Origin of the sequence: Klebsiella sp. GB_Kp056 (genome assembly GCF_040064755.1) — a bacterium.
Taxonomy (GTDB): Bacteria; Pseudomonadota; Gammaproteobacteria; order Enterobacterales; family Enterobacteriaceae; genus Klebsiella; species Klebsiella quasipneumoniae.
Window position 1 is genome coordinate 35,156 of the sequence record NZ_JBEAJA010000063.1, and the last position, 26,736, is coordinate 61,891.

At 57.1% G+C, this 26,736-nt stretch carries 26 protein-coding genes; 25 read left to right on the forward strand and 1 reads right to left on the reverse strand.

The genetic code is table 11. The annotated features are described in order from the left end of the window. Window positions 1-125 precede the first annotated feature (125 nt). Genes ABLV52_RS22165 through nei form a run of 6 tightly spaced genes read left to right on the forward strand, consistent with a single transcriptional unit; the run spans window position 126 to window position 4,689 of the window. Window positions 126-869 (forward strand): type 2 GTP cyclohydrolase I, encoded by a 744-nt coding sequence (locus ABLV52_RS22165; protein WP_004885970.1) that lies wholly within the window; start codon window positions 126-128, stop codon window positions 867-869. Between the two features lie 14 nt (window positions 870-883). Continuing rightward, complete coding sequence (pxpB, locus tag ABLV52_RS22170; RefSeq protein ID WP_044521671.1) at window positions 884-1,540, forward strand: 5-oxoprolinase subunit PxpB; 657 nt, start codon at window positions 884-886, stop codon at window positions 1,538-1,540. After that, entirely contained in the window at window positions 1,534-2,466 is a 933-nt protein-coding gene (pxpC, locus tag ABLV52_RS22175) for a 5-oxoprolinase subunit PxpC (RefSeq protein WP_023288869.1), read from the forward strand. The genes pxpB and pxpC overlap by 7 nt, the downstream gene beginning before the upstream one ends. Next, window positions 2,456-3,208 carry a 5-oxoprolinase subunit PxpA gene (gene pxpA / locus ABLV52_RS22180; RefSeq protein ID WP_348890937.1) on the forward strand — a complete coding sequence of 251 codons (753 nt, stop codon included), beginning with the start codon at window positions 2,456-2,458 and terminating at the stop codon, window positions 3,206-3,208. The genes pxpC and pxpA overlap by 11 nt, the downstream gene beginning before the upstream one ends. 29 nt (window positions 3,209-3,237) lie before the next feature. Next, entirely contained in the window at window positions 3,238-3,882 is a 645-nt protein-coding gene (gene pcp / locus ABLV52_RS22185; RefSeq protein WP_348890939.1) for a pyroglutamyl-peptidase I, read from the forward strand. A 15-nt stretch (window positions 3,883-3,897) separates the two neighbouring features. Beyond that, complete coding sequence (nei, locus tag ABLV52_RS22190) at window positions 3,898-4,689, forward strand: endonuclease VIII (protein WP_032455160.1); 792 nt, start codon at window positions 3,898-3,900, stop codon at window positions 4,687-4,689. An 85-nt stretch (window positions 4,690-4,774) separates the two neighbouring features. Here the strand turns inward: nei and gltA are convergent, their stop codons facing one another. Continuing rightward, window positions 4,775-6,058, reverse strand: a complete 1,284-nt coding sequence (gene gltA, locus ABLV52_RS22195) for a citrate synthase (RefSeq protein ID WP_023288873.1) — start codon at window positions 6,056-6,058, stop codon at window positions 4,775-4,777. A 640-nt stretch (window positions 6,059-6,698) separates the two neighbouring features. Between gltA and sdhC the strand changes: the two genes are divergently transcribed. The 19 genes from sdhC (at window position 6,699) to cpoB (ending at window position 26,520) form a co-directional block, all read left to right on the forward strand. Further along, window positions 6,699-7,103, forward strand: coding sequence for a succinate dehydrogenase cytochrome b556 subunit (gene sdhC / locus ABLV52_RS22200; RefSeq protein WP_004142216.1), 405 nt, complete (start codon window positions 6,699-6,701; stop codon window positions 7,101-7,103). After that, complete coding sequence (gene sdhD, locus ABLV52_RS22205; protein ID WP_002894949.1) at window positions 7,097-7,444, forward strand: succinate dehydrogenase membrane anchor subunit; 348 nt, start codon at window positions 7,097-7,099, stop codon at window positions 7,442-7,444. The genes sdhC and sdhD overlap by 7 nt, the downstream gene beginning before the upstream one ends. Then, window positions 7,444-9,210, forward strand: coding sequence for a succinate dehydrogenase flavoprotein subunit (gene sdhA / locus ABLV52_RS22210; protein WP_004179067.1), 1,767 nt, complete (start codon window positions 7,444-7,446; stop codon window positions 9,208-9,210). Before sdhD ends, sdhA begins: the two co-directional genes overlap by 1 nt. 15 nt (window positions 9,211-9,225) lie before the next feature. Next, window positions 9,226-9,942 (forward strand): succinate dehydrogenase iron-sulfur subunit SdhB, encoded by a 717-nt coding sequence (sdhB, locus tag ABLV52_RS22215; protein WP_023288874.1) that lies wholly within the window; start codon window positions 9,226-9,228, stop codon window positions 9,940-9,942. Between the two features lie 391 nt (window positions 9,943-10,333). Next, the gene (gene sucA / locus ABLV52_RS22220; RefSeq protein WP_023288875.1) at window positions 10,334-13,141 is read left to right on the forward strand and encodes a 2-oxoglutarate dehydrogenase E1 component; all 2,808 of its coding nucleotides are present in this window, start codon (window positions 10,334-10,336) and stop codon (window positions 13,139-13,141) included. A gap of 14 nt (window positions 13,142-13,155) precedes the next feature. After that, window positions 13,156-14,382, forward strand: coding sequence for a 2-oxoglutarate dehydrogenase complex dihydrolipoyllysine-residue succinyltransferase (gene odhB, locus ABLV52_RS22225; RefSeq protein WP_023288876.1), 1,227 nt, complete (start codon window positions 13,156-13,158; stop codon window positions 14,380-14,382). Window positions 14,383-14,485: 103 nt separating this feature from the next. Then, window positions 14,486-15,652 carry an ADP-forming succinate--CoA ligase subunit beta gene (gene sucC, locus ABLV52_RS22230; RefSeq protein ID WP_348890938.1) on the forward strand — a complete coding sequence of 389 codons (1,167 nt, stop codon included), beginning with the start codon at window positions 14,486-14,488 and terminating at the stop codon, window positions 15,650-15,652. After that, window positions 15,652-16,521 (forward strand): succinate--CoA ligase subunit alpha, encoded by an 870-nt coding sequence (gene sucD, locus ABLV52_RS22235; RefSeq protein ID WP_004885990.1) that lies wholly within the window; start codon window positions 15,652-15,654, stop codon window positions 16,519-16,521. Before sucC ends, sucD begins: the two co-directional genes overlap by 1 nt. Before the next feature lie 829 nt (window positions 16,522-17,350). Continuing rightward, window positions 17,351-18,919, forward strand: a complete 1,569-nt coding sequence (gene cydA / locus ABLV52_RS22240) for a cytochrome ubiquinol oxidase subunit I (protein WP_002895047.1) — start codon at window positions 17,351-17,353, stop codon at window positions 18,917-18,919. A gap of 15 nt (window positions 18,920-18,934) precedes the next feature. Continuing rightward, the gene (cydB, locus tag ABLV52_RS22245) at window positions 18,935-20,074 is read left to right on the forward strand and encodes a cytochrome d ubiquinol oxidase subunit II (RefSeq protein ID WP_004885993.1); all 1,140 of its coding nucleotides are present in this window, start codon (window positions 18,935-18,937) and stop codon (window positions 20,072-20,074) included. 15 nt (window positions 20,075-20,089) lie between these two features. Then, on the forward strand, window positions 20,090-20,203 hold the full coding sequence (gene cydX / locus ABLV52_RS22250; RefSeq protein ID WP_004100325.1) for a cytochrome bd-I oxidase subunit CydX: 114 nt from the start codon (window positions 20,090-20,092) through the stop codon (window positions 20,201-20,203). Between the two features lie 130 nt (window positions 20,204-20,333). Next, window positions 20,334-20,618 (forward strand): cyd operon protein YbgE, encoded by a 285-nt coding sequence (ybgE, locus tag ABLV52_RS22255; protein WP_008805691.1) that lies wholly within the window; start codon window positions 20,334-20,336, stop codon window positions 20,616-20,618. A gap of 149 nt (window positions 20,619-20,767) precedes the next feature. Next, on the forward strand, window positions 20,768-21,172 hold the full coding sequence (gene ybgC, locus ABLV52_RS22260; protein WP_002895056.1) for a tol-pal system-associated acyl-CoA thioesterase: 405 nt from the start codon (window positions 20,768-20,770) through the stop codon (window positions 21,170-21,172). Further along, window positions 21,169-21,861 carry a Tol-Pal system protein TolQ gene (tolQ, locus tag ABLV52_RS22265; RefSeq protein ID WP_004152221.1) on the forward strand — a complete coding sequence of 231 codons (693 nt, stop codon included), beginning with the start codon at window positions 21,169-21,171 and terminating at the stop codon, window positions 21,859-21,861. Before ybgC ends, tolQ begins: the two co-directional genes overlap by 4 nt. A 3-nt stretch (window positions 21,862-21,864) precedes the next feature. Next, window positions 21,865-22,293: a colicin uptake protein TolR gene (gene tolR / locus ABLV52_RS22270; RefSeq protein ID WP_002895061.1), complete on the forward strand. Its 429-nt coding sequence runs from the start codon at window positions 21,865-21,867 to the stop codon at window positions 22,291-22,293. Window positions 22,294-22,392: 99 nt separating this feature from the next. After that, window positions 22,393-23,733 (forward strand): cell envelope integrity protein TolA, encoded by a 1,341-nt coding sequence (tolA, locus tag ABLV52_RS22275; protein ID WP_004885996.1) that lies wholly within the window; start codon window positions 22,393-22,395, stop codon window positions 23,731-23,733. Window positions 23,734-23,864: 131 nt separating this feature from the next. Beyond that, window positions 23,865-25,157 carry a Tol-Pal system beta propeller repeat protein TolB gene (tolB, locus tag ABLV52_RS22280; RefSeq protein WP_023288877.1) on the forward strand — a complete coding sequence of 431 codons (1,293 nt, stop codon included), beginning with the start codon at window positions 23,865-23,867 and terminating at the stop codon, window positions 25,155-25,157. 34 nt (window positions 25,158-25,191) lie between these two features. Then, window positions 25,192-25,716 (forward strand): peptidoglycan-associated lipoprotein Pal, encoded by a 525-nt coding sequence (gene pal, locus ABLV52_RS22285; protein ID WP_002895068.1) that lies wholly within the window; start codon window positions 25,192-25,194, stop codon window positions 25,714-25,716. A 9-nt stretch (window positions 25,717-25,725) separates the two neighbouring features. Beyond that, window positions 25,726-26,520, forward strand: coding sequence for a cell division protein CpoB (cpoB, locus tag ABLV52_RS22290; RefSeq protein ID WP_336581090.1), 795 nt, complete (start codon window positions 25,726-25,728; stop codon window positions 26,518-26,520). Window positions 26,521-26,736 lie beyond the last annotated feature (216 nt).

Sequence of the window (26,736 nt, forward strand, 5' to 3'; positions counted from 1 at the left end):
ATGAATAGACAAATTGCGCTATTCGGTAAAAAGTCATCGTCAGTGTCGGAGGCGGACTATCGACGACCCGAATGGATCTGGTTATGTTATGCCTTTGTATACCCTGATTATCTGCTGGAGTGGCGATGAAAAATAGCGAACTGGAACAACTGATAAACGACAAGCTCAATAGCGCAGCCATCAGTGACTTCGCCCCTAACGGTCTGCAGGTGGAAGGGCGCGATACGGTGCACAAGATCGTCACCGGAGTCACGGCCAGCCAGGCGCTGCTGGATGAGGCCGTCCGCCTGCAGGCGGATGCGGTAATCGTCCATCACGGCTATTTCTGGAAAAACGAATCGCCAGTGATCCGCGGCATGAAGCGCCGGCGCCTGAAAACCCTGCTGGCCAACGATATCAATCTCTACGGCTGGCACCTGCCGCTGGATGCCCATCCCGAGCTGGGCAATAACGCGCAGCTGGCGCATCTGCTGGGGATTAACGTGCTGGGCGAAATCGAACCGCTGGTGCCCTGGGGCGAACTGTCGATGCCGGTGTCCGGCCTCGAGCTGGCCTCGTGGATTGAAGCGCGGCTGGGACGCAAGCCGCTGTGGTGCGGCGATACCGGGCCGGACACCGTCAGCCGCGTCGCCTGGTGTACCGGGGGCGGCCAGAGCTTTATCGACGCCGCGGCGCGCTTTGGCGTGGACGCGTTTATCACCGGCGAGGTGTCGGAACAAACCATCCACTCTGCCCGCGAGCAGGGCCTGCATTTTTATGCCGCCGGCCACCACGCCACCGAGCGGGGCGGCATTCGCGCCCTCAGCGAATGGCTGACGGAAACCACCGACCTGGATGTCACCTTTATTGATATTCCTAACCCTGCCTGACGGGAGAGAGAAAAGTGCAGCGAGCGCGTTGTTATCTGTTAGGAGAAACGGCTGTCGTGCTGGAGCTGGAGCCGCCGGTTACCCTTGAAAGCCAGCAACGGATCTGGGGATTAGCCCAGCGTCTGGCGAACCATGAAGAGGTGATTGACGCCATTCCCGGCATGAACAATATCACTGTGGTGCTCCGCCGCCCGCAGGAGGTGGCGTGGGAGGCGATAGACCGTCTGCAGCGCTGGTGGGAGGAGAGCCTCGCGATCGAGCCTGAGTCGCGCTCGCTGTCTGTTCCGGTCGTCTACGGCGGCGAGGCCGGACCGGACCTCGGGGTAGTGGCGCAGCACAGCGGCCTGAGTGAAAAACAGGTCGTGGAGCTGCACGCCTCGGTGGAATATCTGGTCTGGTTTATTGGTTTTCAGCCGGGATTTCCCTACCTGGGCGGGCTGCCTGCGGCGCTGGCGACACCGCGTCGCGCCGAACCGCGCGTGCTCGTCCCGGCCGGGTCGGTGGGTATCGGCGGCGCGCAAACCGGTATCTATCCGCTGGCGACGCCCGGCGGCTGGCAGCTGCTGGGGCGCACCGCGCTGACGCTGTTCGACCCGGCGCGGAAGGAGCCTGCGCTACTGCGCGTGGGCGATAAAATTCGCTTTGTGCCGCAAAAGGAGGGGGTATGTTGACCTTGATCCGCGCCGGCCTGTACACCTCGGTACAGGACGGTGGACGAGAAGGCCTGCGCCAGTCTGGCATCAGCCGCTGCGGCGCCCTGGATTATCCCTCGCTGGTGATTGCCAATCTGCTGGTTGGCAACGAGGCGAATGCCGCCGGGCTGGAGATTACCCTCGGCCAGGTGGAGATCGAATTTGCCCGCAGCGGCTGGTTTGCGCTGACCGGCGCCGCCTGCGAAGCGACGCTGGACGGTAAAGCGGTCTGGGTGGGCTGGCGCACCGCCTACCGGGCCGGGCAGCGGCTGGTGCTGAAAACGCCGCAGCATGGCATTCGTAGCTATCTGGCGGTGGCGGGCGGGATTGCGGTCCCCGAGGTCCTTGGCTCGCGCTGCACGGATCTCAAGGCGGGGATTGGCGGTCTGGAAGGACGCCGCCTGCAGGATGGCGACAAGCTGAAGCTCGGGAAAGCCGCCCGCCGCTTCACCACCCCGCGCGGCGTCAAGCAGCTGCCGCTGGGCAACCGCATTCGTGCGCTGCCCGGGCCGGAGTACCATGAATTTGACGAGGCCTCGCAGGCGTCATTCTGGCGCGCCCCCTGGAAGCTCAGTCCGCAGAGTAACCGCATGGGGTACCGTCTGCAGGGGCAGCCGCTGAAACGCACCACCGATCGTGAAATGCTGTCGCACGGCCTGCTGCCGGGCGTGGTGCAGGTGCCGCACAACGGCCAGCCCATTGTGCTGATGAACGACGCGCAAACCACCGGCGGCTATCCGCGGATCGCCTGCATTATCGATGCCGATATGTACCAGCTGGCGCAGATCCCGCTGGGGCAGCCGATCCATTTCGTGGCCTGCTCGCTGGAGGAGGCGCTGAAGGCGCGGGCCGATCGGCAGCGTTATCTGGAACAACTGGCCTGGAGACTCCACGATGATGATTGATCTTAATGCCGATCTCGGAGAAGGCGGGGCGAACGATAGCGCGCTGCTCCAGCTGGTGTCATCGGCGAATATCGCCTGTGGTTTTCACGCCGGCGACGCCGGGCTGATGGTGCAGAGCGTGCGCGAGGCGCTGAAGTACGGCGTGGCGGTTGGCGCCCATCCGGGATATCCCGACCGGGAAAATTTTGGCCGCACGGCGATGGATCTGCCGCCGGAAACGGTCTATGCCCAGACGCTGTATCAGATTGGCGCTCTGGCGGCGATCGTTCAGGCGCAGGGCGGCGAGATGCAGCACGTGAAGCCGCACGGCATGCTCTACAACCAGGCGGCCAAATCGCCGCCGCTGGCCGACGCGATCGCCCGCGCGGTCCGCGATGTTAACCCGCGGCTGGTGCTGGTGGGTCTGGCGGGCAGCGAATTGATCCGCGCCGGACAGCGCTATGGTCTGACGACGCGTCAGGAGGTGTTTGCCGATCGCGGTTATCTGGCCGACGGCAGCCTGGTGCCGCGCAGCCAGCCCGGGGCGCTGATAGACAGCGAAGAGCAGGCCCTGGCGCAAACCCTCGAGATGGTGCAACACCACCGGGTGCGCAGCGTCAGCGGCGAATGGGCGAATGTGGTGGCGCAGACGGTATGTCTGCACGGTGATGGTCCGCATGCCCTCGATTTTGCCCGCCGTTTGCGGGCGGCGTTCGCCGGGCGCCATATTCTGGTCAGCGCTCAGCCTGAGGCTGAGATATGACAATCGGCATGACCGCGAAGGAGAGGATGGTGGCGGGAGTATTACTCACCGGTTTCGAACCCTTTGACGGCGAGACGGTGAACCCTTCCTGGGAAGTGGTGCAGCAGCTTGACGGCACTATGATTGCTGGCCAGCCGGTGACCGCCCGGCAGCTTCCCTGCGTGTTTGGCGAGGCGCTGTCGGCGCTCGACGCGGCGATAGAGGACCTGCAGCCGAAGCTGGTTATCGCGGTGGGGCAGGCCGGCGGTCGGGTCGATATCAGCGTCGAACGTGTGGCGATCAACGTCGATGATGCGCGCATCCCCGATAACAAAGGCCAGCAACCCATCGACACGCCGATCGTCGACGGCGGGCCGGCGGCGTGGTTCAGCACCTTGCCGATCAAAGCGATCGTCAACGCGCTGCGCGATCGCGGGATCCCGGCCTCGGTGTCGCAGACCGCCGGCACCTTCGTCTGCAACCACGTCATGTACGGCCTGTTGCATAGGCTGCAGGGTCAGGCTGAGGTGAGAGGCGGTTTTATCCATATTCCATGGCTACCGGCGCAGGCGGCGGCCCATCCCGGCGAGCCGAGTATGGCGATCGCCACCGTGCGGGAGGCGCTGAAGACGGCCATTGCCGTGGCCCTGCGCCAGCCGGTGGACAGTAAACTGGGCGGCGGCGCCACCCACTGACAAAAGGATGACAGTATGCCGGAAGGTCCGGAGATCCGCCGCGCGGCGGATACACTGGAGGCGGCAATCAAAGACGAACCCTTAACTGACGTCTGGTTCGCCTTTCCCCGGTTGCAACCCTACCAAACCCCGCTGATAGGTCAGCGGGTGACCCATATCGACACCCGGGGCAAAGCCCTGCTGACCCGCTTCTCCGGCGGCCTGACCCTGTACAGCCATAATCAGCTGTACGGCGTCTGGCGCGTGGTTGACGCTGGCGAACAGCCCGCCTCTAACCGGGTGCTGCGCGTCAGGCTCCAGACCGCCAGCAAGGCGATTTTGCTCTACAGCGCGTCGGACATTGAGATGCTCACAGCGGAGCAGGTGGCCAACCATCCGTTCTTGCTGCGCATCGGTCCGGACGTACTGGATATGACGTTAACCGCGGAGCAGGTGAAAGCGCGGCTGCTGTCGGCCAAATTCCGCCATCGTCAGTTTTCCGGCCTGCTGTTGGATCAGGCTTTTCTTGCCGGGCTGGGAAACTATCTGCGGGTGGAAATCCTCTGGCAGGTGGGGCTGACCGGGCAGCATAAGGCCTCGGAGCTGAATGCAATACAACTGGATGCGCTGGCGCACGCGCTGCTCGATATCCCGCGGCTTTCTTATCGTACCCGCGGCCAGCCCGATGACAACAAGCACCACGGCGCGCTGTTCCGCTTTAAGGTGTTCCATCGCGATGGCGAACAGTGCGAGCGCTGCGGGGGCGTGATTGAGAAGACGATGCTCTCCTCGCGGCCGTTTTACTGGTGCCCGCGCTGCCAGCATTAAGCCGGCGGCCAGGCAGCGCCAGACCTCATCGTCAGGCATAAAAAAACGCGCCATCAGGCGCGTTTTTATCATCCGGACAGCGAGATTAACGCTTGATGTCGGACTGGAAATCGCGTTTTTCGTAGCCGGTATAGAGCTGACGCGGACGGGCGATTTTCATGCCATCGCTGTGCATTTCGTTCCAGTGCGCAATCCAGCCCACGGTACGCGCCATGGCGAAGATAACGGTAAACATGGAGGACGGAATACCCATCGCTTTCAGGATGATACCGGAGTAGAAGTCGACGTTCGGGTAAAGTTTCTTCTCGATGAAGTACGGGTCGTTCAGCGCGATATGCTCCAGCTCCATGGCCACCTGCAGCAGGTCGTCTTTGGTGCCCAGCTCTTTCAGCACTTCATGGCAGGTTTCACGCATCACGGTGGCGCGCGGGTCGTAGTTTTTGTACACACGATGGCCGAAGCCCATCAGGCGGAAAGAGTCATTCTTGTCTTTCGCACGACGAACAAATTCCGGAATGTGCTCAACGGAGCTGATCTCTTCCAGCATTTTCAGCGCCGCTTCGTTGGCGCCGCCGTGCGCCGGTCCCCACAGGGAGGCGATGCCGGCTGCGATACAGGCGAACGGGTTAGCGCCGGAAGAGCCCGCGGTACGTACCGTCGAGGTCGAGGCGTTCTGTTCGTGATCGGCGTGCAGGATCAGAATACGGTCCATTGCGCGCTCCAGCACCGGATTGACTTCGTACTCTTCGCACGGCGTGGCGAACATCATGCGCAGGAAGTTGCCGGCGTAGGAGAGGTCATTGCGCGGATAAACAAACGGCTGGCCGATAGAATACTTGTAACACATGGCTGCCATGGTCGGCATTTTGGACAGCAGGCGATAGGCGGCAATTTCACGGTGACGCGGGTTATTCACGTCGAGGGAGTCGTGATAGAACGCCGCCAGGGCGCCGGTGATCCCGCACATAACGGCCATCGGGTGAGAATCGCGACGGAACGCATGGAACAGACGAGTAATCTGCTCATGGATCATGGTGTGGCGGGTGACGGTGGTTTTGAATTCGTCATATTCGGCCTGGGTCGGTTTTTCACCGTTTAGCAGAATGTAACAAACTTCAAGATAGTTTGATTCGGTCGCTAACTGGTCGATCGGGAAGCCACGGTGCAGCAGGATCCCCTCGTCACCATCGATAAACGTAATTTTAGATTCACAGGAAGCGGTAGATGTGAAACCTGGGTCAAAGGTAAATACGCCTTTTGAACCAAGACTACGAATATCAATAACATCCTGACCGAGCGTGCCTTTTAGCACATCCAGTTCAATAGCAGTGTCACCACCCAGGGTGATTTTTGCTTTAGCATCAGACATTTATGGTCTCCTTAGCGCCTTTATTGCTTAAGACTGCCGGGTGGTGGATTTGCTTTCGGCCCGCGCCCGTATACGTTACCAGTTTGTTATGTTGCACACAGCTCTGCGTCAGCGAAAAGGGCAGGGTACAGAGCAACGGCGCTTGATGGCACGTTCTTCAGGGCTGCGGTGAAACAACAGCAAATCAGCGTTTTAGCAGTCCGAATATTAAAACCTGTATACCACTAATAACTGTCCTGATTACATCGGTCAATACTGACACACTGTTACATAACTTATTCTCAGGTGAAAGCATGACCTCATAACTTTTGAGCATTATTGCATTTAACTGGTAATGGTTGTAACAAGAATGTTTAATATTTGTCAAATCAGGTGATTAAAAATTAAAAAAATGTTGTTATCGTGACCTTGATCACTGTTCCGGAGAAAACCCAACAAACTATATGTAGGTTAATTGTAATGATTTTGTGAACGGCCTATACTGCGGCCAGGTCTCCGGAACACCCTGCAATCCCGAGCCACCCAGCGTTGTTTAGTGATGTTTTAATGCCTGAAAAGACGTTTTAACATGACTTCTGGTTATAGAAAGGACGCTGTCTGACCCGCAAGCAGACCGGAGGAAGGAAACAATAAGAACAGCATGTGGGCGTTATTCATGGTAAGAAATGTGAAAAAACAAAGACCTGTCAATCTGGATCTACAAACGATACGGTTCCCAATCACGGCGATAGCGTCCATTCTCCATCGCGTTTCCGGTGTCATCACCTTCGTGGCGGTCGGAATTCTGCTTTGGCTGCTGGGCACCAGCCTCTCCTCCCCTGAAGGTTTTCTGACGGCGGCCTCGATCATGGATAGCTTCTTTGTGAAGTTCATCATGTGGGGCATTCTCACCGCGCTGGCCTATCACGTCGTTGTTGGTATCCGCCATCTGATGATGGACTTTGGCTACCTGGACGAAACCCTCGAAGCAGGGAAACGTTCCGCCAAGATTTCTTTTGTTATTACTGTCGTGCTTTCACTTCTCGCAGGAGTCCTCGTATGGTAAGCAACGCCTCAGCACTGGGACGCAACGGCGTACATGACTTTATTCTGGTCCGTGCTACCGCCATCGTTCTGACCCTCTACATCATCTACATGGTTGGCTTCTTCGCTACCACCGGTGAAATCTCATGGGAAGTGTGGACCGGATTCTTTGCCTCCGGCTTCACTAAAGTCTTCACTCTGCTGGCTCTCGTTTCCATTCTTATCCATGCCTGGATCGGGATGTGGCAGGTGTTAACGGACTACGTTAAACCACTGGCTCTGCGCCTGGTTCTGCAACTGGCTATCGTTGTGGCGCTGGTGGCTTACGTTCTTTATGGATTTGTTGTGGTGTGGGGTGTGTAATGAAATTGCCAGTCAGAGAGTTTGATGCTGTTGTCATCGGTGCCGGCGGCGCAGGTATGCGCGCGGCGCTGCAAATTTCCCAGAGCGGACAGACCTGTGCGCTGCTCTCCAAAGTTTTCCCGACCCGTTCGCACACCGTATCCGCGCAGGGTGGTATCACCGTCGCGCTCGGTAACTCCCATGAAGATAACTGGGAATGGCATATGTACGACACCGTAAAAGGGTCGGACTATATCGGCGACCAGGACGCCATCGAATATATGTGTAAGACCGGCCCGGAAGCGATTCTCGAGCTGGAGCATATGGGCTTGCCGTTCTCCCGTCTTGACGACGGTCGTATTTATCAGCGCCCGTTCGGCGGCCAGTCGAAGAACTTCGGCGGCGAGCAGGCGGCGCGTACCGCGGCGGCGGCTGACCGTACCGGCCACGCCCTGCTGCACACCCTGTACCAGCAGAACCTCAAAAACCACACCACTATCTTCTCCGAATGGTATGCCCTCGATCTGGTGAAAAACCAGGACGGCGCGGTGGTGGGTTGTACCGCCCTGTGCATCGAGACCGGCGAAGTGGTCTACTTTAAAGCCCGCGCCACCGTGCTGGCGACCGGCGGCGCAGGCCGTATCTATCAGTCCACCACCAACGCCCACATCAACACCGGTGACGGCGTCGGGATGGCCATTCGCGCCGGCGTGCCGGTGCAGGATATGGAAATGTGGCAGTTCCACCCGACCGGTATCGCCGGGGCAGGGGTTCTGGTCACCGAAGGTTGCCGCGGCGAAGGCGGTTATCTGCTGAATAAACACGGCGAGCGCTTTATGGAGCGTTATGCGCCGAACGCGAAAGACCTGGCGGGTCGTGACGTGGTGGCGCGTTCCATCATGATCGAGATCCGCGAAGGCCGCGGCTGCGACGGTCCGTGGGGCCCGCACGCGAAACTGAAACTGGATCACCTGGGTAAAGAGGTTCTGGAATCTCGTCTGCCGGGTATCCTTGAGCTGTCCCGTACCTTTGCTCACGTCGATCCGGTGAAAGAGCCGATCCCGGTTATCCCAACCTGCCACTACATGATGGGCGGTATTCCGACCAAAGTGACCGGCCAGGCGCTGACCGTCAATGAGAAGGGCGAAGACGTGGTGATCCCGGGTCTGTTCGCGGTGGGCGAAATCGCCTGCGTATCGGTCCACGGCGCCAACCGTCTGGGCGGCAACTCGCTGCTCGACCTGGTGGTCTTCGGCCGCGCGGCAGGCCTGCATCTGCAGGAGTCTATCGCCGAGCAGGGCACGCTGCGCGACGCCAGCGAATCCGATATCGAAGGCTCGCTGGACCGCCTCAACCGCTGGAACAACACCCGTTCCGGTGAAGATCCGGTGGCGATCCGCAAAGCGCTGCAGGAATGTATGCAGCATAACTTCTCGGTGTTCCGCGAAGGCGATGCGATGCACAAAGGTCTGGAACAGCTGAAAGTGATCCGCGAGCGCCTGAAAAACGCCCGTCTCGACGATACCTCCAGCGAGTTCAACACCCAGCGCGTTGAGTGCCTGGAGCTGGATAACCTGATGGAAACCGCGTACGCGACCGCCGTATCCGCTAACTTCCGTACCGAGAGCCGTGGCGCTCACAGCCGCTTCGACTTCCCGGATCGTGATGATGAAAACTGGCTGTGCCATTCCCTGTATCTGCCAGAGTCGGAATCCATGACGCGTCGTAGCGTCAACATGGAACCGAAACTGCGTCCGGCATTCCCGCCGAAGATTCGTACTTATTAATGCGGAGACAGGAAAATGAAACTCGAGTTTTCAATTTATCGCTATAACCCGGATGTTGACGACGCTCCGCACATGCAGGATTACACCCTCGACGCGGAAGAAGGTCGTGACATGATGCTGCTGGATGCGCTGATCCAGCTGAAAGAAAAAGATCCGTCGCTGTCGTTCCGCCGCTCCTGCCGTGAAGGGGTCTGCGGTTCCGATGGCCTGAACATGAACGGGAAAAACGGTCTGGCGTGCATCACGCCGATCTCCGCGCTGAATCAGCCGGGCAAGAAGATTGTTATCCGCCCGCTGCCAGGATTACCGGTTATCCGTGATTTGGTGGTGGACATGGGGCAATTCTATGCACAATATGAGAAGATTAAGCCTTACTTGTTGAATAATGGGCAAAATCCTCCGGCTCGCGAGCATCTGCAGATGCCTGAGCAGCGTGAGAAGCTCGATGGCCTGTACGAGTGTATTCTGTGCGCATGTTGTTCGACCTCGTGCCCGTCGTTCTGGTGGAACCCGGACAAGTTCATCGGCCCGGCAGGCCTGCTGGCGGCGTATCGCTTCCTGATCGACAGTCGCGATACCGAAACCAGCGAGCGTCTGGACGGCCTGAGCGATGCTTTCAGCGTATTCCGCTGTCACAGCATTATGAACTGCGTCAGTGTGTGTCCTAAGGGGCTGAACCCGACGCGCGCCATCGGCCATATTAAGTCGATGCTGCTGCAGCGCAGCGCGTAAGTTGTTTTAGTTGCCGGATGGCGACGTAAACGTCTTATCCGGCCTACAGGAGCATATTTTGTAGGCCTGATAAGCGAAGCGCCATCAGGCAATAGATATAGCAGGAAATCTTTAAAAACCGCCAAATATGTACCAGTAATCAAGGCGTTCAGAGCGAGGTAAGGCGGCAACTGAACGCATCCCCGGGAGCATAGTGAACTATGTGACCGGGGAAAGTGAAGGCAGCTAACGCAACCGCAGCCTGAACGCCGAAGATTAATGGCAGTTTTTAAAGGTTCCTTAGCGGATAGAAACCACAACTCGTCCGCAACAAGTGAACCCCGGCACGTGCACTCGGTGTGCGTGGTAGTTTCTACGGCGAAATAAGCATATGAATGCTTAAGGGATCACGATGCAGAACGGCGCAATGAAAGCCTGGCTGGACTCTTCTTACCTCTCTGGTTCGAACCAGAGCTGGATAGAACAGCTCTATGAAGACTTCTTAACCGATCCTGACTCTGTTGACGCCAACTGGCGTTCAATGTTCCAGCAGTTACCTGGCACCGGAGTTAAACCGGATCAATTTCATTCCAAAACGCGTGATTATTTCCGTCGACTGGCGAAGGATGCCTCACGTTACACTTCTTCGATTTCCGACCCAGACACCAATGTGAAGCAGGTTAAAGTCCTGCAGCTCATCAACGCATACCGTTTCCGTGGCCACCAGCATGCGAATCTCGATCCGCTGGGGCTGTGGAAGCAAGAGAGAGTGGCGGATCTCGATCCGGCCTACCACGATCTGACCGAGGCCGATTTCCAGGAAAGCTATAACGTAGGTTCATTTGCCATCGGTAAAGACACGATGAAGCTGGGCGAGCTGATTGCCGCCCTTAAGCAAACCTACTGCGGCTCCATCGGCGCGGAATACATGCATATCACCTCTACCGAAGAAAAACGCTGGATCCAGCAGCGCATTGAATCGGTAGCCGGCAAAGCGAGCTTTACCGCGGAAGAGAAAAAGCGTTTCCTCGGCGAACTGACTGCCGCGGAAGGGCTGGAGCGCTACCTCGGCGCCAAATTCCCGGGGGCGAAGCGCTTCTCGCTGGAGGGTGGCGACGCCCTGATCCCCATGCTCAAAGAGATGATCCGCCATGCGGGTAAGAGCGGCACCCGTGAAGTGGTGCTGGGCATGGCGCACCGTGGCCGTCTCAACGTGCTGGTCAACGTGCTGGGTAAAAAACCGCAGGACCTGTTCGACGAGTTTGCCGGCAAACATAAAGAACACCTCGGTACCGGCGATGTGAAGTACCACATGGGCTTCTCTTCCGATATAGAAACCGAAGGCGGTCTGGTGCACCTGGCGCTGGCGTTTAACCCGTCGCACCTCGAGATCGTCAGCCCGGTGGTGATCGGTTCCGTACGCGCCCGTCTGGATCGTCTGGACGAGCCGAGCAGCAACAAGGTTCTGCCGATCACTATCCACGGCGACGCCGCGGTGACCGGTCAGGGCGTGGTTCAGGAAACCCTGAACATGTCCAAAGCCCGCGGTTACGAAGTGGGCGGGACCGTGCGCATCGTTATCAACAACCAGGTGGGCTTCACGACCTCTAACCCGCTGGATGCGCGTTCGACCCCGTACTGCACCGACATCGGTAAAATGGTGCAGGCGCCGATTTTCCACGTCAACGCCGACGATCCGGAAGCGGTCGCTTTCGTCACCCGTCTGGCGCTGGATTTCCGCAATACCTTCAAACGCGATGTCTTCATCGACCTGGTGTGCTACCGCCGTCACGGCCATAACGAAGCCGATGAGCCGAGCGCAACCCAGCCGCTGATGTATCAGAAGATCAAAAAGCACCCGACCCCGCGCAAAATCTATGCTGACAAGCTGGAGCAGGACAAGGTCGCGACCCTGGAAGATGCTACCGAGCAGGTTAACCTCTACCGCGATGCGCTGGATGCCGGCGAATGCGTGGTGAAGGAATGGCGTCCGATGAACATGCACTCCTTTACCTGGTCGCCGTACCTCAACCATGAGTGGGACGAGAGCTATCCGGATAAAGTGGAGCCGAAGCGTCTGCAGGAGCTGGCCAAACGCATCAGCACGGTGCCGGAAGGTATCGAAATGCAGTCCCGCGTGGCGAAAATTTACGCCGACCGCCAGGCGATGGCGGCAGGTGAGAAGCTGTTCGATTGGGGCGGCGCTGAAAACCTGGCCTACGCCACGCTGGTTGACGAAGGTATTCCGGTGCGTCTGTCCGGGGAAGACTCCGGTCGCGGCACCTTCTTCCACCGTCATGCGGTGATCCATAACCAGACCAATGGTTCAACCTACACCCCGCTGCAGCATGTCCATAACGGTCAGGGCCAGTTCCGCGTTTGGGACTCCGTGCTGTCTGAAGAAGCGGTGCTGGCGTTTGAATATGGTTACGCCACTGCAGAGCCGCGCACCCTGACCATCTGGGAAGCGCAGTTTGGCGACTTCGCCAACGGCGCGCAGGTGGTGATCGACCAGTTCATCTCCTCCGGTGAGCAGAAGTGGGGCCGGATGTGCGGCCTGGTGATGCTCCTGCCGCACGGCTACGAAGGCCAGGGCCCGGAGCACTCCTCCGCCCGTCTGGAGCGTTATCTGCAGCTGTGCGCTGAGCAGAATATGCAGGTATGCGTGCCGTCCACGCCGGCGCAGGTGTACCACATGCTGCGTCGTCAGGCGCTGCGCGGTATGCGTCGTCCGCTGGTGGTGATGTCGCCGAAGTCGCTGCTGCGTCATCCGCTGGCGGTCTCCAGCATGGATGAGCTGGCAAACGGCACTTTCCTGCCGGCCATCGGTGAAATCGATCAACTTGATCCGCAGGCTGTGAAGCGCGTGGTGCTGTGCTCTGGTAAGGTTTACTACGACCTGCTGGAACAGCGCCGTAAAAACGAGCAAAAAGATGTCGCTATCGTTCGTATCGAGCAGCTCTATCCGTTCCCGCATCAGGCGGTGCAGGATGCGCTGAAAGCGTATGCGCACGTACATGATTTTGTCTGGTGCCAGGAAGAGCCGCTCAACCAGGGCGCATGGTACTGCAGCCAGCATCACTTCCGTGAAGTGATTCCGTTTGGGGCCTCTCTGCGTTATGCAGGCCGCCCGGCCTCCGCCTCTCCGGCGGTAGGGTATATGTCCGTTCACCAGAAACAGCAACAAGATCTGGTCAATGACGCGCTGAACGTCGATTAATTAAAGGATACACAATGAGTAGCGTAGATATTCTGGTTCCCGACCTGCCTGAGTCCGTAGCTGACGCAACCGTCGCCACCTGGCACAAAAAACCGGGCGACGCGGTCGTCCGTGACGAAGTCCTGGTCGAAATCGAAACTGACAAAGTGGTACTGGAAGTACCGGCATCAGCGGACGGCATTCTGGATGCAGTGCTGGAAGACGAGGGCGCTACCGTCCTGTCTCGCCAGATCCTTGGCCGCCTGCGCGAAGGTAACAGCGCAGGTAAAGAAAGCAGCGAAAAAGCCGATGCGAAAGCGTCCACGCCGGCGCAGCGTCAGCAGGCCTCTCTGGAAGAGCAGAACAACGATGCGCTGAGCCCGGCGATCCGTCGTCTGCTGGCTGAACACAACCTCGACGCGGCGGCCATCAAAGGCACCGGCGTCGGCGGCCGCCTGACCCGCGAAGATGTCGAGAAACATCTGGCGAAAGCCCCGGCGGCGGCAGAAGCCAAAGCGCCAGCCGCTGCCCCGGCAGCCGCGCCGGCGCCGCAGCTGGGCCACCGCTCTGAAAAACGCGTCCCGATGACCCGCCTGCGTAAACGTGTGGCCGAGCGTCTGCTGGAAGCGAAAAACTCCACCGCCATGCTGACCACGTTCAACGAAGTCAACATGAAGCCAATCATGGATCTGCGTAAGCAGTACGGCGACGCGTTCGAAAAACGTCACGGCATCCGTCTGGGCTTTATGTCCTTCTACGTGAAAGCGGTCGTGGAAGCGCTGAAACGCTATCCGGAAGTGAACGCCTCTATCGATGGCGACGACGTGGTGTACCACAACTACTTCGACGTCAGCATGGCCGTATCCACTCCACGCGGCCTGGTCACCCCGGTTCTGCGTGACGTTGACCTGCTGGGCATGGCGGATATCGAAAAGAATATTAAAGAGTTGGCGGTGAAAGGCCGTGACGGCAAGCTGACCGTAGACGACCTGACCGGCGGTAACTTCACCATTACCAACGGCGGCGTGTTCGGCTCCCTGATGTCCACGCCGATCATCAACCCACCGCAGAGCGCCATCCTGGGTATGCATGCCATTAAAGACCGTCCGATGGCGGTGAATGGCAAGGTAGAGATCCTGCCGATGATGTACCTGGCGCTCTCCTACGACCACCGTCTGATCGACGGACGTGAATCGGTAGGCTTCCTGGTGGCGATTAAAGAGCTGCTGGAAGATCCGACCCGTCTGCTGCTGGACGTGTAGTCAGCAAGCGTATTACCTACCGTAGGCCGGATAACACGCGTTAACGCCGTTATCAGGCCTACAGGTTTAAAGATAATTACACCCTGAAGGATGGACTGAACACATGAACTTACATGAATATCAGGCAAAACAACTTTTTGCCCGCTATGGCTTACCGGCGCCGGTGGGTTATGCCTGTACTACTCCGCGTGAAGCAGAAGAAGCCGCTTCAAAAATCGGCGCGGGTCCGTGGGTAGTGAAATGTCAGGTTCACGCTGGTGGCCGCGGCAAAGCGGGCGGTGTGAAAGTGGTGAAGAGCAAAGAAGAGATCCGCGCATTTGCCGAGCACTGGCTGGGCAAACGTCTGGTGACCTATCAAACAGATGCGAACGGCCAGCCGGTTAACCAGATCCTGGTTGAAGCGGCGACCGATATTGACAAAGAGCTGTACCTGGGCGCGGTCGTGGACCGTAGCTCCCGTCGCGTAGTGTTCATGGCCTCTACCGAAGGCGGCGTGGAAATCGAAAAAGTGGCGGAAGAGACCCCGCAGCTGATCCACAAGATCGCCATCGATCCGCTGGCGGGCCCGATGCCTTATCAAGGTCGTGAACTGGCGTTCAAACTGGGTCTGGAAGGTAAACAGGTTCAGCAGTTCACCAAGATTTTCATGGGTCTGGCGACCATTTTCCTGGAGCGCGATCTGGCGCTGATCGAAATCAACCCGCTGGTTATCACCAAGCAGGGCGACCTGATCTGCCTCGACGGCAAACTGGGCGCTGACGGCAACGCGCTGTTCCGCCAGCCGGATCTGCGCGAAATGCGCGACCAGTCGCAGGAAGATCCGCGTGAAGCGCAGGCGGCGCAGTGGGAACTGAACTACGTCGCGCTGGACGGCAACATCGGCTGCATGGTTAACGGCGCAGGCCTGGCGATGGGTACCATGGACATCGTTAAACTGCACGGCGGCGAACCGGCTAACTTCCTCGACGTGGGCGGCGGTGCGACCAAAGAGCGCGTCACCGAAGCGTTCAAAATCATCCTCTCTGATGACAACGTGAAAGCGGTGCTGGTGAACATCTTCGGCGGTATCGTGCGTTGCGACCTGATCGCTGACGGCATCATCGGTGCGGTAGCGGAAGTTGGGGTTAACGTTCCGGTCGTGGTTCGTCTGGAAGGTAACAACGCCGAACTGGGCGCGAAAAAACTGGCTGACAGCGGCCTGAATATTATTGCAGCGAAAAGTCTGACGGACGCAGCACAGCAGGTTGTTGCCGCAGTGGAGGGGAAATAATGTCAGTTTTAATTAATAAAGATACCAAGGTTATCTGCCAGGGCTTCACCGGTAGCCAGGGGACCTTCCACTCTGAACAAGCGATCGCTTACGGTACGCAAATGGTTGGCGGCGTGACGCCAGGCAAAGGCGGCACCACTCACCTGGGCCTGCCGGTGTTCAACACCGTGCGCGAAGCCGTTGAAGCGACCGGCGCCACCGCGACCGTGATCTACGTTCCGGCGCCGTTCTGCAAAGATTCCATTCTGGAAGCGATTGACGCGGGCATTAAGCTGATTATCACCATCACCGAAGGTATCCCGACGCTGGATATGCTGACCGTGAAAGTGAAACTCGACGAAGCGGGCGTGCGTATGATCGGCCCGAACTGCCCAGGCGTGATCACGCCGGGCGAATGCAAAATCGGCATCATGCCGGGTCACATTCACAAGCCGGGTAAAGTGGGCATCGTTTCCCGTTCCGGTACCCTGACCTATGAAGCAGTTAAGCAGACCACCGACTACGGCTTCGGTCAGTCTACCTGCGTCGGTATCGGCGGCGACCCGATCCCGGGCTCTAACTTCATCGATATCCTGAAGCTGTTCCAGGAAGACCCGCAGACCGAAGCGATTGTGATGATCGGTGAGATCGGCGGTAGCGCGGAAGAAGAAGCGGCTGCCTACATCAAAGAGCACGTAACCAAGCCGGTTGTCGGTTACATCGCGGGCGTGACCGCGCCGAAGGGCAAGCGTATGGGCCATGCTGGCGCCATCATCGCTGGCGGTAAAGGTACTGCCGATGAGAAATTCGCAGCCCTGGAAGCAGCCGGTGTGAAAACCGTTCGCAGCCTGGCCGATATCGGCGAAGCGCTGAAAGCTATCATCAAGTAAACCCTCTCTGCTTATCCGCAAGCAGAAATCTGTCCGATTTCGACATGGTTGGCCACCGTCAGGTGGCCTTTTTTTTTGGCCGTTGTCCGCTTCTTCCGAAAGCCGCTGCGTCAGCAAACCCTGCGTTTGGCAAAAACCTTATCTATCATATTGATTTTATGAATTATTTCATAAATATTATCGACGCGCGGTTGTCGGAAATGAAAATTTGCCCTGGTCGTACCGCAGGGTAACGAAACAGACAGTAAAAAAAAGAGTGGGGGAGGGGAGAAGAAAGCAGGAAAAAATACTGTGAGCGGTCTAGCATTAATCGGATCGGCTCTTTTTTTTATTTTTTTCCTGTGGCGTTAAATAATATTACCTATGATTCTCATCTTTCCCTTTTTAGTAACCAATCAAGGCATACTTTAAACACAGTATTAACATTGGGTTTACCAATATTCTTTATTGAGCTACATAATTAACACGTAGAGTAAAAATTGATTTATATCAATACTTAATGCTTGGAAAAATCCTTCAAAAAACGTTAAATTGTCTCAAGTCAAATTGGCCTAAACCGGCCATCTTCGCTATATATTGATCACCGTCGAAAAATGTAAAACTGGAACAATAAAAACATATTTATTGTAAGGTTATTGCGGCGTAATATATTGGGGAATCAATTGGGTTTTTCGTTAACGTATTTGTAACCTTGTCCTGGCGTGGTTTCACTTTTGGTTGAAACCCGCTCCGGGCGGGCGACAAATAAAAATTTGTATTGGGGCATGCGTATGAGCCAGAGCTTCTCGGTTCATTTTCGGAGTCTTCATGCGATGAGCAAGGAGTCATGATGTTAGATATAGTCGAACTGTCGCGCTTACAGTTTGCCTTGACCGCGATGTACCACTTCCTGTTTGTGCCACTGACGCTCGGTATGGCGTTCCTGCTGGCCATCATGGAAACGGTCTACGTCCTTTCCGGCAAACAGATTTATAAAGATATGACCAAATTCTGGGGCAAGTTGTTTGGTATCAACTTCGCGCTGGGTGTGGCGACCGGTCTGACCATGGAGTTCCAGTTCGGGACTAACTGGTCGTATTACTCACACTACGTGGGCGATATCTTCGGTGCGCCGCTGGCCATTGAAGGTCTGATGGCCTTCTTCCTCGAATCCACCTTTGTAGGTCTGTTCTTCTTCGGTTGGGATCGTCTGGGTAAAGTTCAGCATATGGCCGTCACCTGGCTGGTCGCTCTGGGCTCCAACCTCTCCGCGCTGTGGATCCTCGTCGCTAACGGCTGGATGCAGAACCCTATCGCATCGGACTTCAACTTTGAAACCATGCGTATGGAGATGGTCAGCTTCTCCGAACTGGTGCTCAACCCGGTTGCTCAGGTGAAATTCGTTCACACTGTGGCGTCTGGCTATGTCACCGGTGCGATGTTTATCCTGGCTATCAGCTCCTGGTACATGCTGAAAGGTCGTGACTTTGCCTTTGCTAAGCGCTCCTTCGCCATCGCAGCCAGCTTCGGTATGGCGGCGATCCTCTCCGTTATTGTGCTGGGTGACGAATCCGGTTACGAAATGGGTGACGTGCAGAAAACCAAACTGGCGGCTATCGAAGCAGAGTGGGAAACCCAGCCTGCGCCGGCGGCCTTTACCCTGTTTGGTATTCCCGATCAGAATGCGCAAACCAACCACTTCGCCATCCAGATCCCCTACGCGCTGGGCATCATTGCCACCCGCTCGGTGGATAAGCCGGTTATCGGTCTGAAGGATCTGATGGTTCAGCACGAAGAGCGTATCCGTAACGGCATGAAAGCCTACGCGCTGCTGGAGCAACTGCGCGCCGGTTCCACCGACCAGGCCGTTCGCGACCAGTTCAATAACGTGAAGAAAGATCTCGGCTATGGTCTGCTGCTGAAACGCTATACCCCGAACGTCGCTGACGCCACGGAAGAGCAGATCGCCAAAGCCACCAAAGACTCTATTCCAAGCGTCGCACCGCTGTACTTCGCCTTCCGTATCATGGTGGCGTGCGGCATTCTGATGCTGTTGATTATCGGCGCCTCCTTCTGGAGCGTGATTCGTAACCGTATCGGCGAGAAAAAATGGCTGCTGCGCGCCGCGTTCTATGGCCTGCCGCTGCCGTGGATTGCCGTGGAGTCGGGCTGGTTTGTTGCCGAATACGGCCGTCAGCCGTGGGCGATTGGTGAAGTCCTGCCGACGGCGGTGGCCAACTCGTCGCTGACCGCGGGCGATCTGATCTTCTCTATGTTGCTGATCTGCGGTCTGTACACGCTGTTCCTGGTGGCTGAACTGTTCCTGATGTTCAAGTTTGCCCGCAAAGGACCTAGCAGCCTGAAAACCGGCCGCTATCACTTTGAACAGTCCTCTGCGGCTATTCAGTCGGCACGCTAAGACAGGAGTCGTCAAATGATCGATTATGAAGTATTGCGTTTTATCTGGTGGCTGCTGATTGGCATCCTGCTGATTGGCTTCGCCGTCGCCGACGGGTTCGACATGGGGGTGGGCATGCTCACCCGCTTCCTCGGCCGTAACGACACCGAGCGTCGGATTATGATCAACGCCATCGCCCCGCACTGGGACGGTAACCAGGTGTGGCTGATCACCGCCGGCGGCGCGCTGTTCGCTGCCTGGCCGATGGTCTACGCCGCGGCGTTCTCCGGTTTCTATGTGGCGATGATTCTGGTGCTGGCCTCGTTGTTCTTCCGTCCGGTCGGTTTCGACTACCGTTCCAAGATCGAGGACACCCGCTGGCGCAACATGTGGGACTGGGGCATCTTCATCGGCAGCTTCGTGCCGCCGCTGGTGATTGGCGTGGCCTTCGGCAACCTGCTGCAGGGCGTGCCGTTCCATGTCGACGAATACCTGCGTCTGTTCTATACCGGTAACTTCTTCCAGCTGCTGAACCCGTTTGGTCTGCTGGCCGGTATCGTCAGCGTGGCGATGATCCTCACCCAGGGCGCGACCTACCTGCAGATGCGTACCGTAGGCGAACTGCATCTGCGCACCCGCACCGTCTCCACGGTGGCGGCGCTGGTGACGCTGGTCTGCTTCGCGCTGGCGGGCGTGTGGGTCTACTACGGCATCGACGGCTATGTGGTGAAATCGGTGATTGACCATACCGGCCCGTCTAACCCGCTGACCAAAGAAGTGGTGCGTGAAGCGGGCGCGTGGATGGTGAACTTTAACAATATGCCAGCGCTGTGGGCGATCCCTGCCCTGGGCGTGGTGCTGCCGCTGCTGACCGTCGTTTCGACCAAAGCGGATAAAGGCGCCTGGGCATTCCTGTTCTCCTCGCTGACCCTGGCCTGCATCATTCTGACTGCCGGTATCGCGATGTTCCCGTTCATCATGCCGTCCAGCACCATGCTGAACGCCAGCCTGACGATGTGGGACGCGACCTCCAGCCAGCGGACGCTGAACCTGATGACCTACGTGGCGATTGTCTTCGTGCCGATCATTCTGGGCTACACCAGCTGGTGTTACTGGAAGATGTTTGGCCGCATCACCCGTGAAGACATCGAAAAGAACACCCACTCGCTGTACTAAGGTAAGGAGCTATATATGTGGTACTTCGCATGGATTTTGGGAACGCTTCTTGCCTGTGCCTTTGGGGTGATTACCGCGCTGGCGCTTGAGCACGTGGAAGCCACCAAAGCAGGTAAAGAAGAACACTGATGAGTATTATCGTGATGCGATATACGAAATCATTCGGGTTGCATCGAGGCGGCAAGTCTGTGAATCCCCAGGAGCTTACACCAGTAAGTGACTGGGGTAAGCAGACGTAGCCAACAAAGAGGCGACGTGAATGATAAAGTATATGTATGCGATAATGGACAAGCGCCCGTTAAGGGCGCTTTCCTTGTTGATGGCGCTGCTGCTGGCAGGCTGCATTTTCTGGGATCCGTCGCGCTTTGCCGCGAAGACCAGCGAGCTGGAAATCTGGCACGGTTTCTTGCTGATGTGGGCGGTTTGCAGCGGCGTAATTCACGGCGTGGGCTTCCGCCCGCGTGCCGTTCACTGGCAGGGGATTTTTTGTCCGCTTATCGCTGATATCGTGCTCGCTTTAGGTCTCTTCTTTTTCTTCTTTTGAATAAGAGATCTCTGTTAATGCTATGGGCTTGCATAAGCCCATAAAAATTTACGCCCCGTTTACTTTCCCCCATTCCAAACCACCTTTCCCGCGCGTATAGTAGCGAAGTTTGAAAGCTCTAACCTTTTTTTGCATTACCGGGATGTAAAGTGAATACAACGCTGTTTCGATGGCCGGTTCGGGTCTACTACGAAGATACCGACGCCGGTGGTGTGGTTTACCACGCCAGTTACGTCGCTTTTTATGAAAGAGCACGCACAGAGATGCTGCGCCACCATCACTTTAGTCAACAGGTTCTGTTGGCTGAACGCGTTGCCTTCGTGGTTCGCAAAATGACGCTGGAGTATTTTGCCCCCGCCAGACTCGACGACATGCTCGAAGTTCAGACGGAAATTACCTCGATGCGCGGCACCTCTTTGGTTTTCACGCAGCGAATCGTCAACGCCGAGAATACAGTGTTAAACGAAGCTGAGGTTCTCATTGTGTGCGTTGATCCACTCTTAATGAAGCCACGTGCGCTTCCCAAGTCTATTGTCGCGGAGTTTAAGCAGTGACTGACATGAATATCCTTGATTTGTTCCTGAAGGCGAGCCTTCTGGTTAAACTTATCATGTTGATTTTGATTGGTTTTTCTATCGCTTCCTGGGCTATCATTATTCAGAGAACGCGTATCCTTAACTCGGCCGCGCGCGAAGCTGAAGCGTTCGAGGACAAATTCTGGTCCGGGATTGAACTGTCCCGTTTGTATCAGGAGAGCCAGGGACGTCGCGATAATCTGACCGGTTCGGAGCAGATCTTCTACAGCGGCTTCAAAGAGTTTGCGCGCTTGCATCGGGCTAACAGCCATGCGCCGGAGGCGATCGTCGAAGGGGCATCGCGCGCGATGCGTATTTCGATGAACCGCGAGCTGGAAACGCTGGAGACCCATATTCCGTTCCTCGGCACCGTAGGCTCCATCAGCCCGTATATCGGTCTGTTCGGCACCGTCTGGGGGATCATGCACGCCTTTATCGCCCTTGGCGCGGTGAAGCAGGCCACCCTGCAGATGGTGGCGCCGGGTATCGCCGAAGCGCTGATCGCCACCGCGATCGGTCTGTTCGCCGCTATCCCGGCGGTGATGGCGTACAACCGCCTGAACCAGCGGGTGAACAAGCTTGAACTGAATTACGACAACTTTATGGAAGAGTTCACCGCTATTCTGCACCGTCAGGCCTTTACCACCAGCGAAAGCAATAAGGGGTAAGCCATGGCCAGAGCACGTGGACGCGGACGTCGCGAACTGAAGTCCGAGATCAACATCGTTCCGCTGCTGGATGTCCTGCTGGTGCTGTTGCTGATCTTTATGGCAACGGCGCCGATCATTACGCAGAGCGTGGAGGTCGATCTGCCGGACGCCACGGAATCGCAAGCGGTGAAAAGCAATGACGATCCGCCGGTGATTGTGGAAGTCTCCGGGGTAGGGCAGTACAGCGTGAAAGTGGGGCAGGAGACGCTGTCCCAGCTGCCGCCGGAGCAGGTGATTGCCGAAGCGAAGCGTCGTCTTGAAGCCAATGAGAAAACGGTATTCCTGATCGGCGGTGCGAAAGACGTCCCTTACGATGAAATTATTAAAGCGCTGAACCTGTTGCATAGCGCAGGGGTTAAATCGGTCGGCTTGATGACCAAACCTATTTAATCGCTTCAGGTAGGTGCGTCCGCACGGCGTTCGGCGGCGAGTATCGCTCGCCGTCGGTGCGCATCGCGGGTACAGGCGAACAGTTTTTGGGAACCGATAGTGTCAAAGGCAACCGAACAAAACGACAAGCTTAAACGAGCGATCATCATTTCAGTCGCGCTGCACATCATACTGATTGCGCTGCTGATATGGAGTTCGTTTGACGAGCATCTGGATGCCTCTGCCGGCGGCGGCGGGGGATCGTCGATTGATGCCGTCATGGTCGATCCGGGGGCGGTGGTAAACAATTATAACCGTCAGCAACAGCAGCAGGCCAGCGCACGTCGCGCCGCTGAACAGCGTGAAAAACAGGCGCAGCAGCAGGCGGAAGAGTTACGTGAGAAGCAGGCGGCGGAACAGGAACGGCTGAAACAGCTCGAACAGGAGCGGCTGCAGGCGCAGGAAGCGGCGAAAGAAGCGAAGGAACAACAGAAGCAGGCTGAGGAAGCCGCTGCCAAGGCTGCCGCGGCGGCGAAAGCCAAAGCGGATGCGCAGGCCAAAGAAGCGCAGGAAGCGGCGGCCAAAGCGGCCGCCGAGGCGAAAGCGAAGGCGGATGCCCAGGCGAAAGCGGCTGAACTGGCGGCAGCGAAAGCGGCTGCTGACGCGAAGAAACAGGCCGAAGCTGCCGCCGCAAAAGCGGCTGCCGATGCGAAGAAACAGGCGGAAGCCGAAGCGGCGAAAGCCGCGGCAGAGGCGCAGAAGAAAGCGGAAGCGGCAGCGGCGAAGAAAGCGCAACAGGAAGCGGAGAAGAAGGCTCAGCAGGAAGCGGCTAAGCAGGCAGCGGCTGAAAAAGCGGCAGCAGAAAAAGCCGCCGAAAAAGCCGCTGAGAAGGCCGCCGCGCAAAAAGCGGCCGCGGAGAAGGCCGCCGCCGAGAAAGCCGCCGCAGCTGAAAAAGCCGCGGCAGCCAAAGCGGCTGCTGCTGAGAAGGCGGCGGCCGATAAAGCGGCCAAAGCGGCAGCAGCAAAAGCCGCGGCAGCGAAGAAAGCGGCTGCCGCGAAAGAAGCGGACGGCGTGGACGACCTGCTCGGCGATCTGAGTTCAGGTAAGAATGCGCCGAAAGGTAGCACCAGCGGTAGCACAGGTGGCTCTTCACCTGCTAAAGGAAGTAAACCGGGGCAGGGCGGCGCGTCTCAGGCGGAGATTGCCAGCTATATTTCGCAGGTGCAGGCCGCGATTAAAGGACATCTCTATGACTGGGATACGTACAAGGGTAAAGTATGTACGTTGCGCGTAAACCTGGCTCAGGATGGAACGTTGTTGAGTGTGAAATCGGAAGGCGGCGATCCGGCGTTCTGCCAGCAAATGCTGGCGGCCACCAGTCGGATGAGCAAATTCCCTAAACCGCCGTCGCAGGCTGTTTATGAAACGTTCAAAAATGCGCCACTGGACTTCAAACCTTAAGCGCTTTTTCCCCCGCGTCAGCGGGGGGAAAGAAAATAGGGCGGTCATGGGTTTTGGTAGTTTTGTGTATTTGAGTTTGTTAACATTCTGCTAAATTATCGTGGGCTTTTCGCCCGGATAAGGGAGATATGATGAAGCAGGCATTACGAGTAGCATTTGGTTTTTTAATGCTGTGGGCGGCGGTGCTGCACGCAGAAGTACGTATCGAGATCACCCAGGGGGTGGACTCGGCGCGCCCCATCGGCGTGGTACCGTTCCAGTGGGCCGGCCAGGGCGCTGCGCCGGAAGATGTTGGCGGTATCGTGGCGGCTGACCTGCGCAACAGCGGTAAATTCAACCCGCTGGATCGCTCGCGTCTGCCGCAGCAGCCGACCAGTGCCCAGGAAGTGCAGCCTGCTGCCTGGTCTGCGCTGGGCATTGACGCCGTGGTCGTCGGCCAGGTGACGTCAAACCCGGATGGTTCTTATCAGGTAGCGTATCAGCTGGTGGATACCGGCGGTGCGCCGGGCACAACGCTGGCGCAAGGCTCTTTCAAAGTCACTAAACAGTACCTGCGCTATGCCGCGCACACTGCCAGCGACGCGGTATTTGAAAAGCTGACCGGTATTAAAGGCGCCTTCCGGACTCGTATCGCCTACGTAGTGCAGACCAATGGCGGTCAGTTCCCGTATGAGCTGCGCGTTTCCGATTATGATGGCTACAACCAGTTTGTGGTTCACCGCTCCTCCCAGCCGCTGATGTCCCCGGCCTGGTCTCCGGACGGTTCAAAACTGGCTTACGTCACCTTCGAAAGCGGTCGCTCTGCGCTGGTGGTGCAGACCCTGGCGAACGGCGCTGTGCGTCAGATTGCCTCCTTCCCGCAGCACAACGGCGCGCCGGCGTTCTCGCCGGATGGTTCTAAACTGGCCTTCGCGCTGTCGAAAACCGGTAGCCTGAACCTGTACGTGATGGATCTGGGCTCGGGTCAGATTCGTCAGGTGACCAACGGTCGCAGCAACAACACCGAACCAAGCTGGTTCCCGGACAGCCAGAACCTGGCCTTCACCTCTGATCAGGCCGGTCGTCCGCAGGTGTATAAAGTCAATATTAATGGCGGCACGCCGCAGCGTATCACCTGGGAAGGTTCGCAGAACCAGGACGCTGACGTGAGCGCGGATGGTAAAACGATGGTAATGGTCAGCTCGGCCGGCGGCCAGCAGCACATTGCCAAACAAGATCTGGAAGCGGGTGGTGTACAGGTTCTGTCATCAACGTTTTTAGACGAAACGCCAAGTCTGGCACCTAACGGCACTATGGTAATCTACAGCTCTTCTCAGGGGATGGGATCCGTGCTGAATCTGGTTTCTACAGATGGGCGTTTCAAAGCGCGTCTTCCGGCAACTGATGGACAGGTAAAATCGCCTGCCTGGTCGCCGTATCTGTGATAATAAATAATTGATTATTAAAGGAATCAAAGAAATGCAACTGAACAAAGTGCTGAAAGGGCTGATGATCGCTCTGCCGGTTATGGCAATCGCGGCATGTTCTTCTAACAAGAACGCCAGCAACGACCAGAGCGGTGAAGGCATGCTGGGTGCCGGCACTGGTATGGACGCTAACGGTAACGGCGGCAACATGTCTTCTGAAGAGCAAGCTCGTCTGCAGATGCAGCAGCTGCAGCAGAACAACATCGTTTACTTCGATCTGGACAAGTACGATATCCGTTCTGACTTCGCTGCAATGCTGGACGCGCACGCTAACTTCCTGCGCAGCAACCCGTCCTACAAAGTGACTGTAGAAGGTCACGCGGATGAGCGCGGTACCCCGGAATACAACATCGCGCTGGGTGAGCGTCGTGCTAACGCCGTTAAGATGTATCTGCAGGGCAAAGGTGTTTCTGCCGATCAGATCTCCATCGTTTCTTACGGTAAAGAAAAACCAGCAGTACTGGGTCATGACGAAGCGGCATATGCCAAAAACCGTCGCGCCGTACTGGTTTACTAAGAGAATTGCATGAGCAGTAACTTCAGACATCATTTATTGAGTCTGTCGTTACTGGTTGGCATAGCGGCCCCCTGGGCCGCTTTTGCTCAGGCGCCAATCAGTAGTGTCGGCTCAGGCTCGGTCGAAGACCGTGTCACTCAACTCGAGCGTATTTCCAATGCTCACAGCCAGCTTTTAACCCAACTCCAGCAACAACTCTCTGATAACCAGACTGACATTGATTCTCTCCGTGGTCAGATCCAGGAGAACCAGTATCAGCTGAATCAGATCGTTGAGCGTCAGAAGCAGATTCTGCTGCAGATTGACGGCCTGACGAGCGGAGGTGGCGCAGCGGCGGGCGCTCAGGCGTCGTCGTCTTCCGGCGATCAGAGCGCGGCTACCGCCAGCGCAGCGCCAGCGGCCTCGTCAGGCGCTCCGGCGATGACCGGCGATGCGAACACCGATTACAATGCGGCCATTGCCCTGGTGAAGGATGCTTCACGCCAGGATGACGCCATGGTGGCGTTTCAGAACTTCGTTAAAAAGTACCCGGATTCAACTTATCAGCCGAACGCCAACTATTGGCTCGGACAGTTGAACTACAATAAGGGGAAAAAAGACGATGCGGCGTTTTACTTCGCCTCGGTGGTGAAGAACTACCCGAAATCGCCAAAAGCGCCGGACGCCATGTTTAAGGTCGGCGTGATCATGCAGGACAAAGGTGATACCGCGAAAGCGAAAGCGGTTTACCAGCAGGTGATCAGCAAATTCCCCGGCACCGACGGTGCGAAACAAGCGCAAAAACGACTTAATGCTCTTGGTTGATTACGGCATGACCAGAAATCGCGTTATTTCTGGTCTTGTCGCCTGAATCGCCAGCAGTTAAGTGATCTTTATCGAAATTTTAGTTGCGCTGAATTCTGAAATCAGTAATATATGCCGCCGTTGCCAAGGGATATCAAACAAGCCCAAAGCGACGCCAGAGTGGGTCGTTAGCTCAGTTGGTAGAGCAGTTGACTTTTAATCAATTGGTCGCAGGTT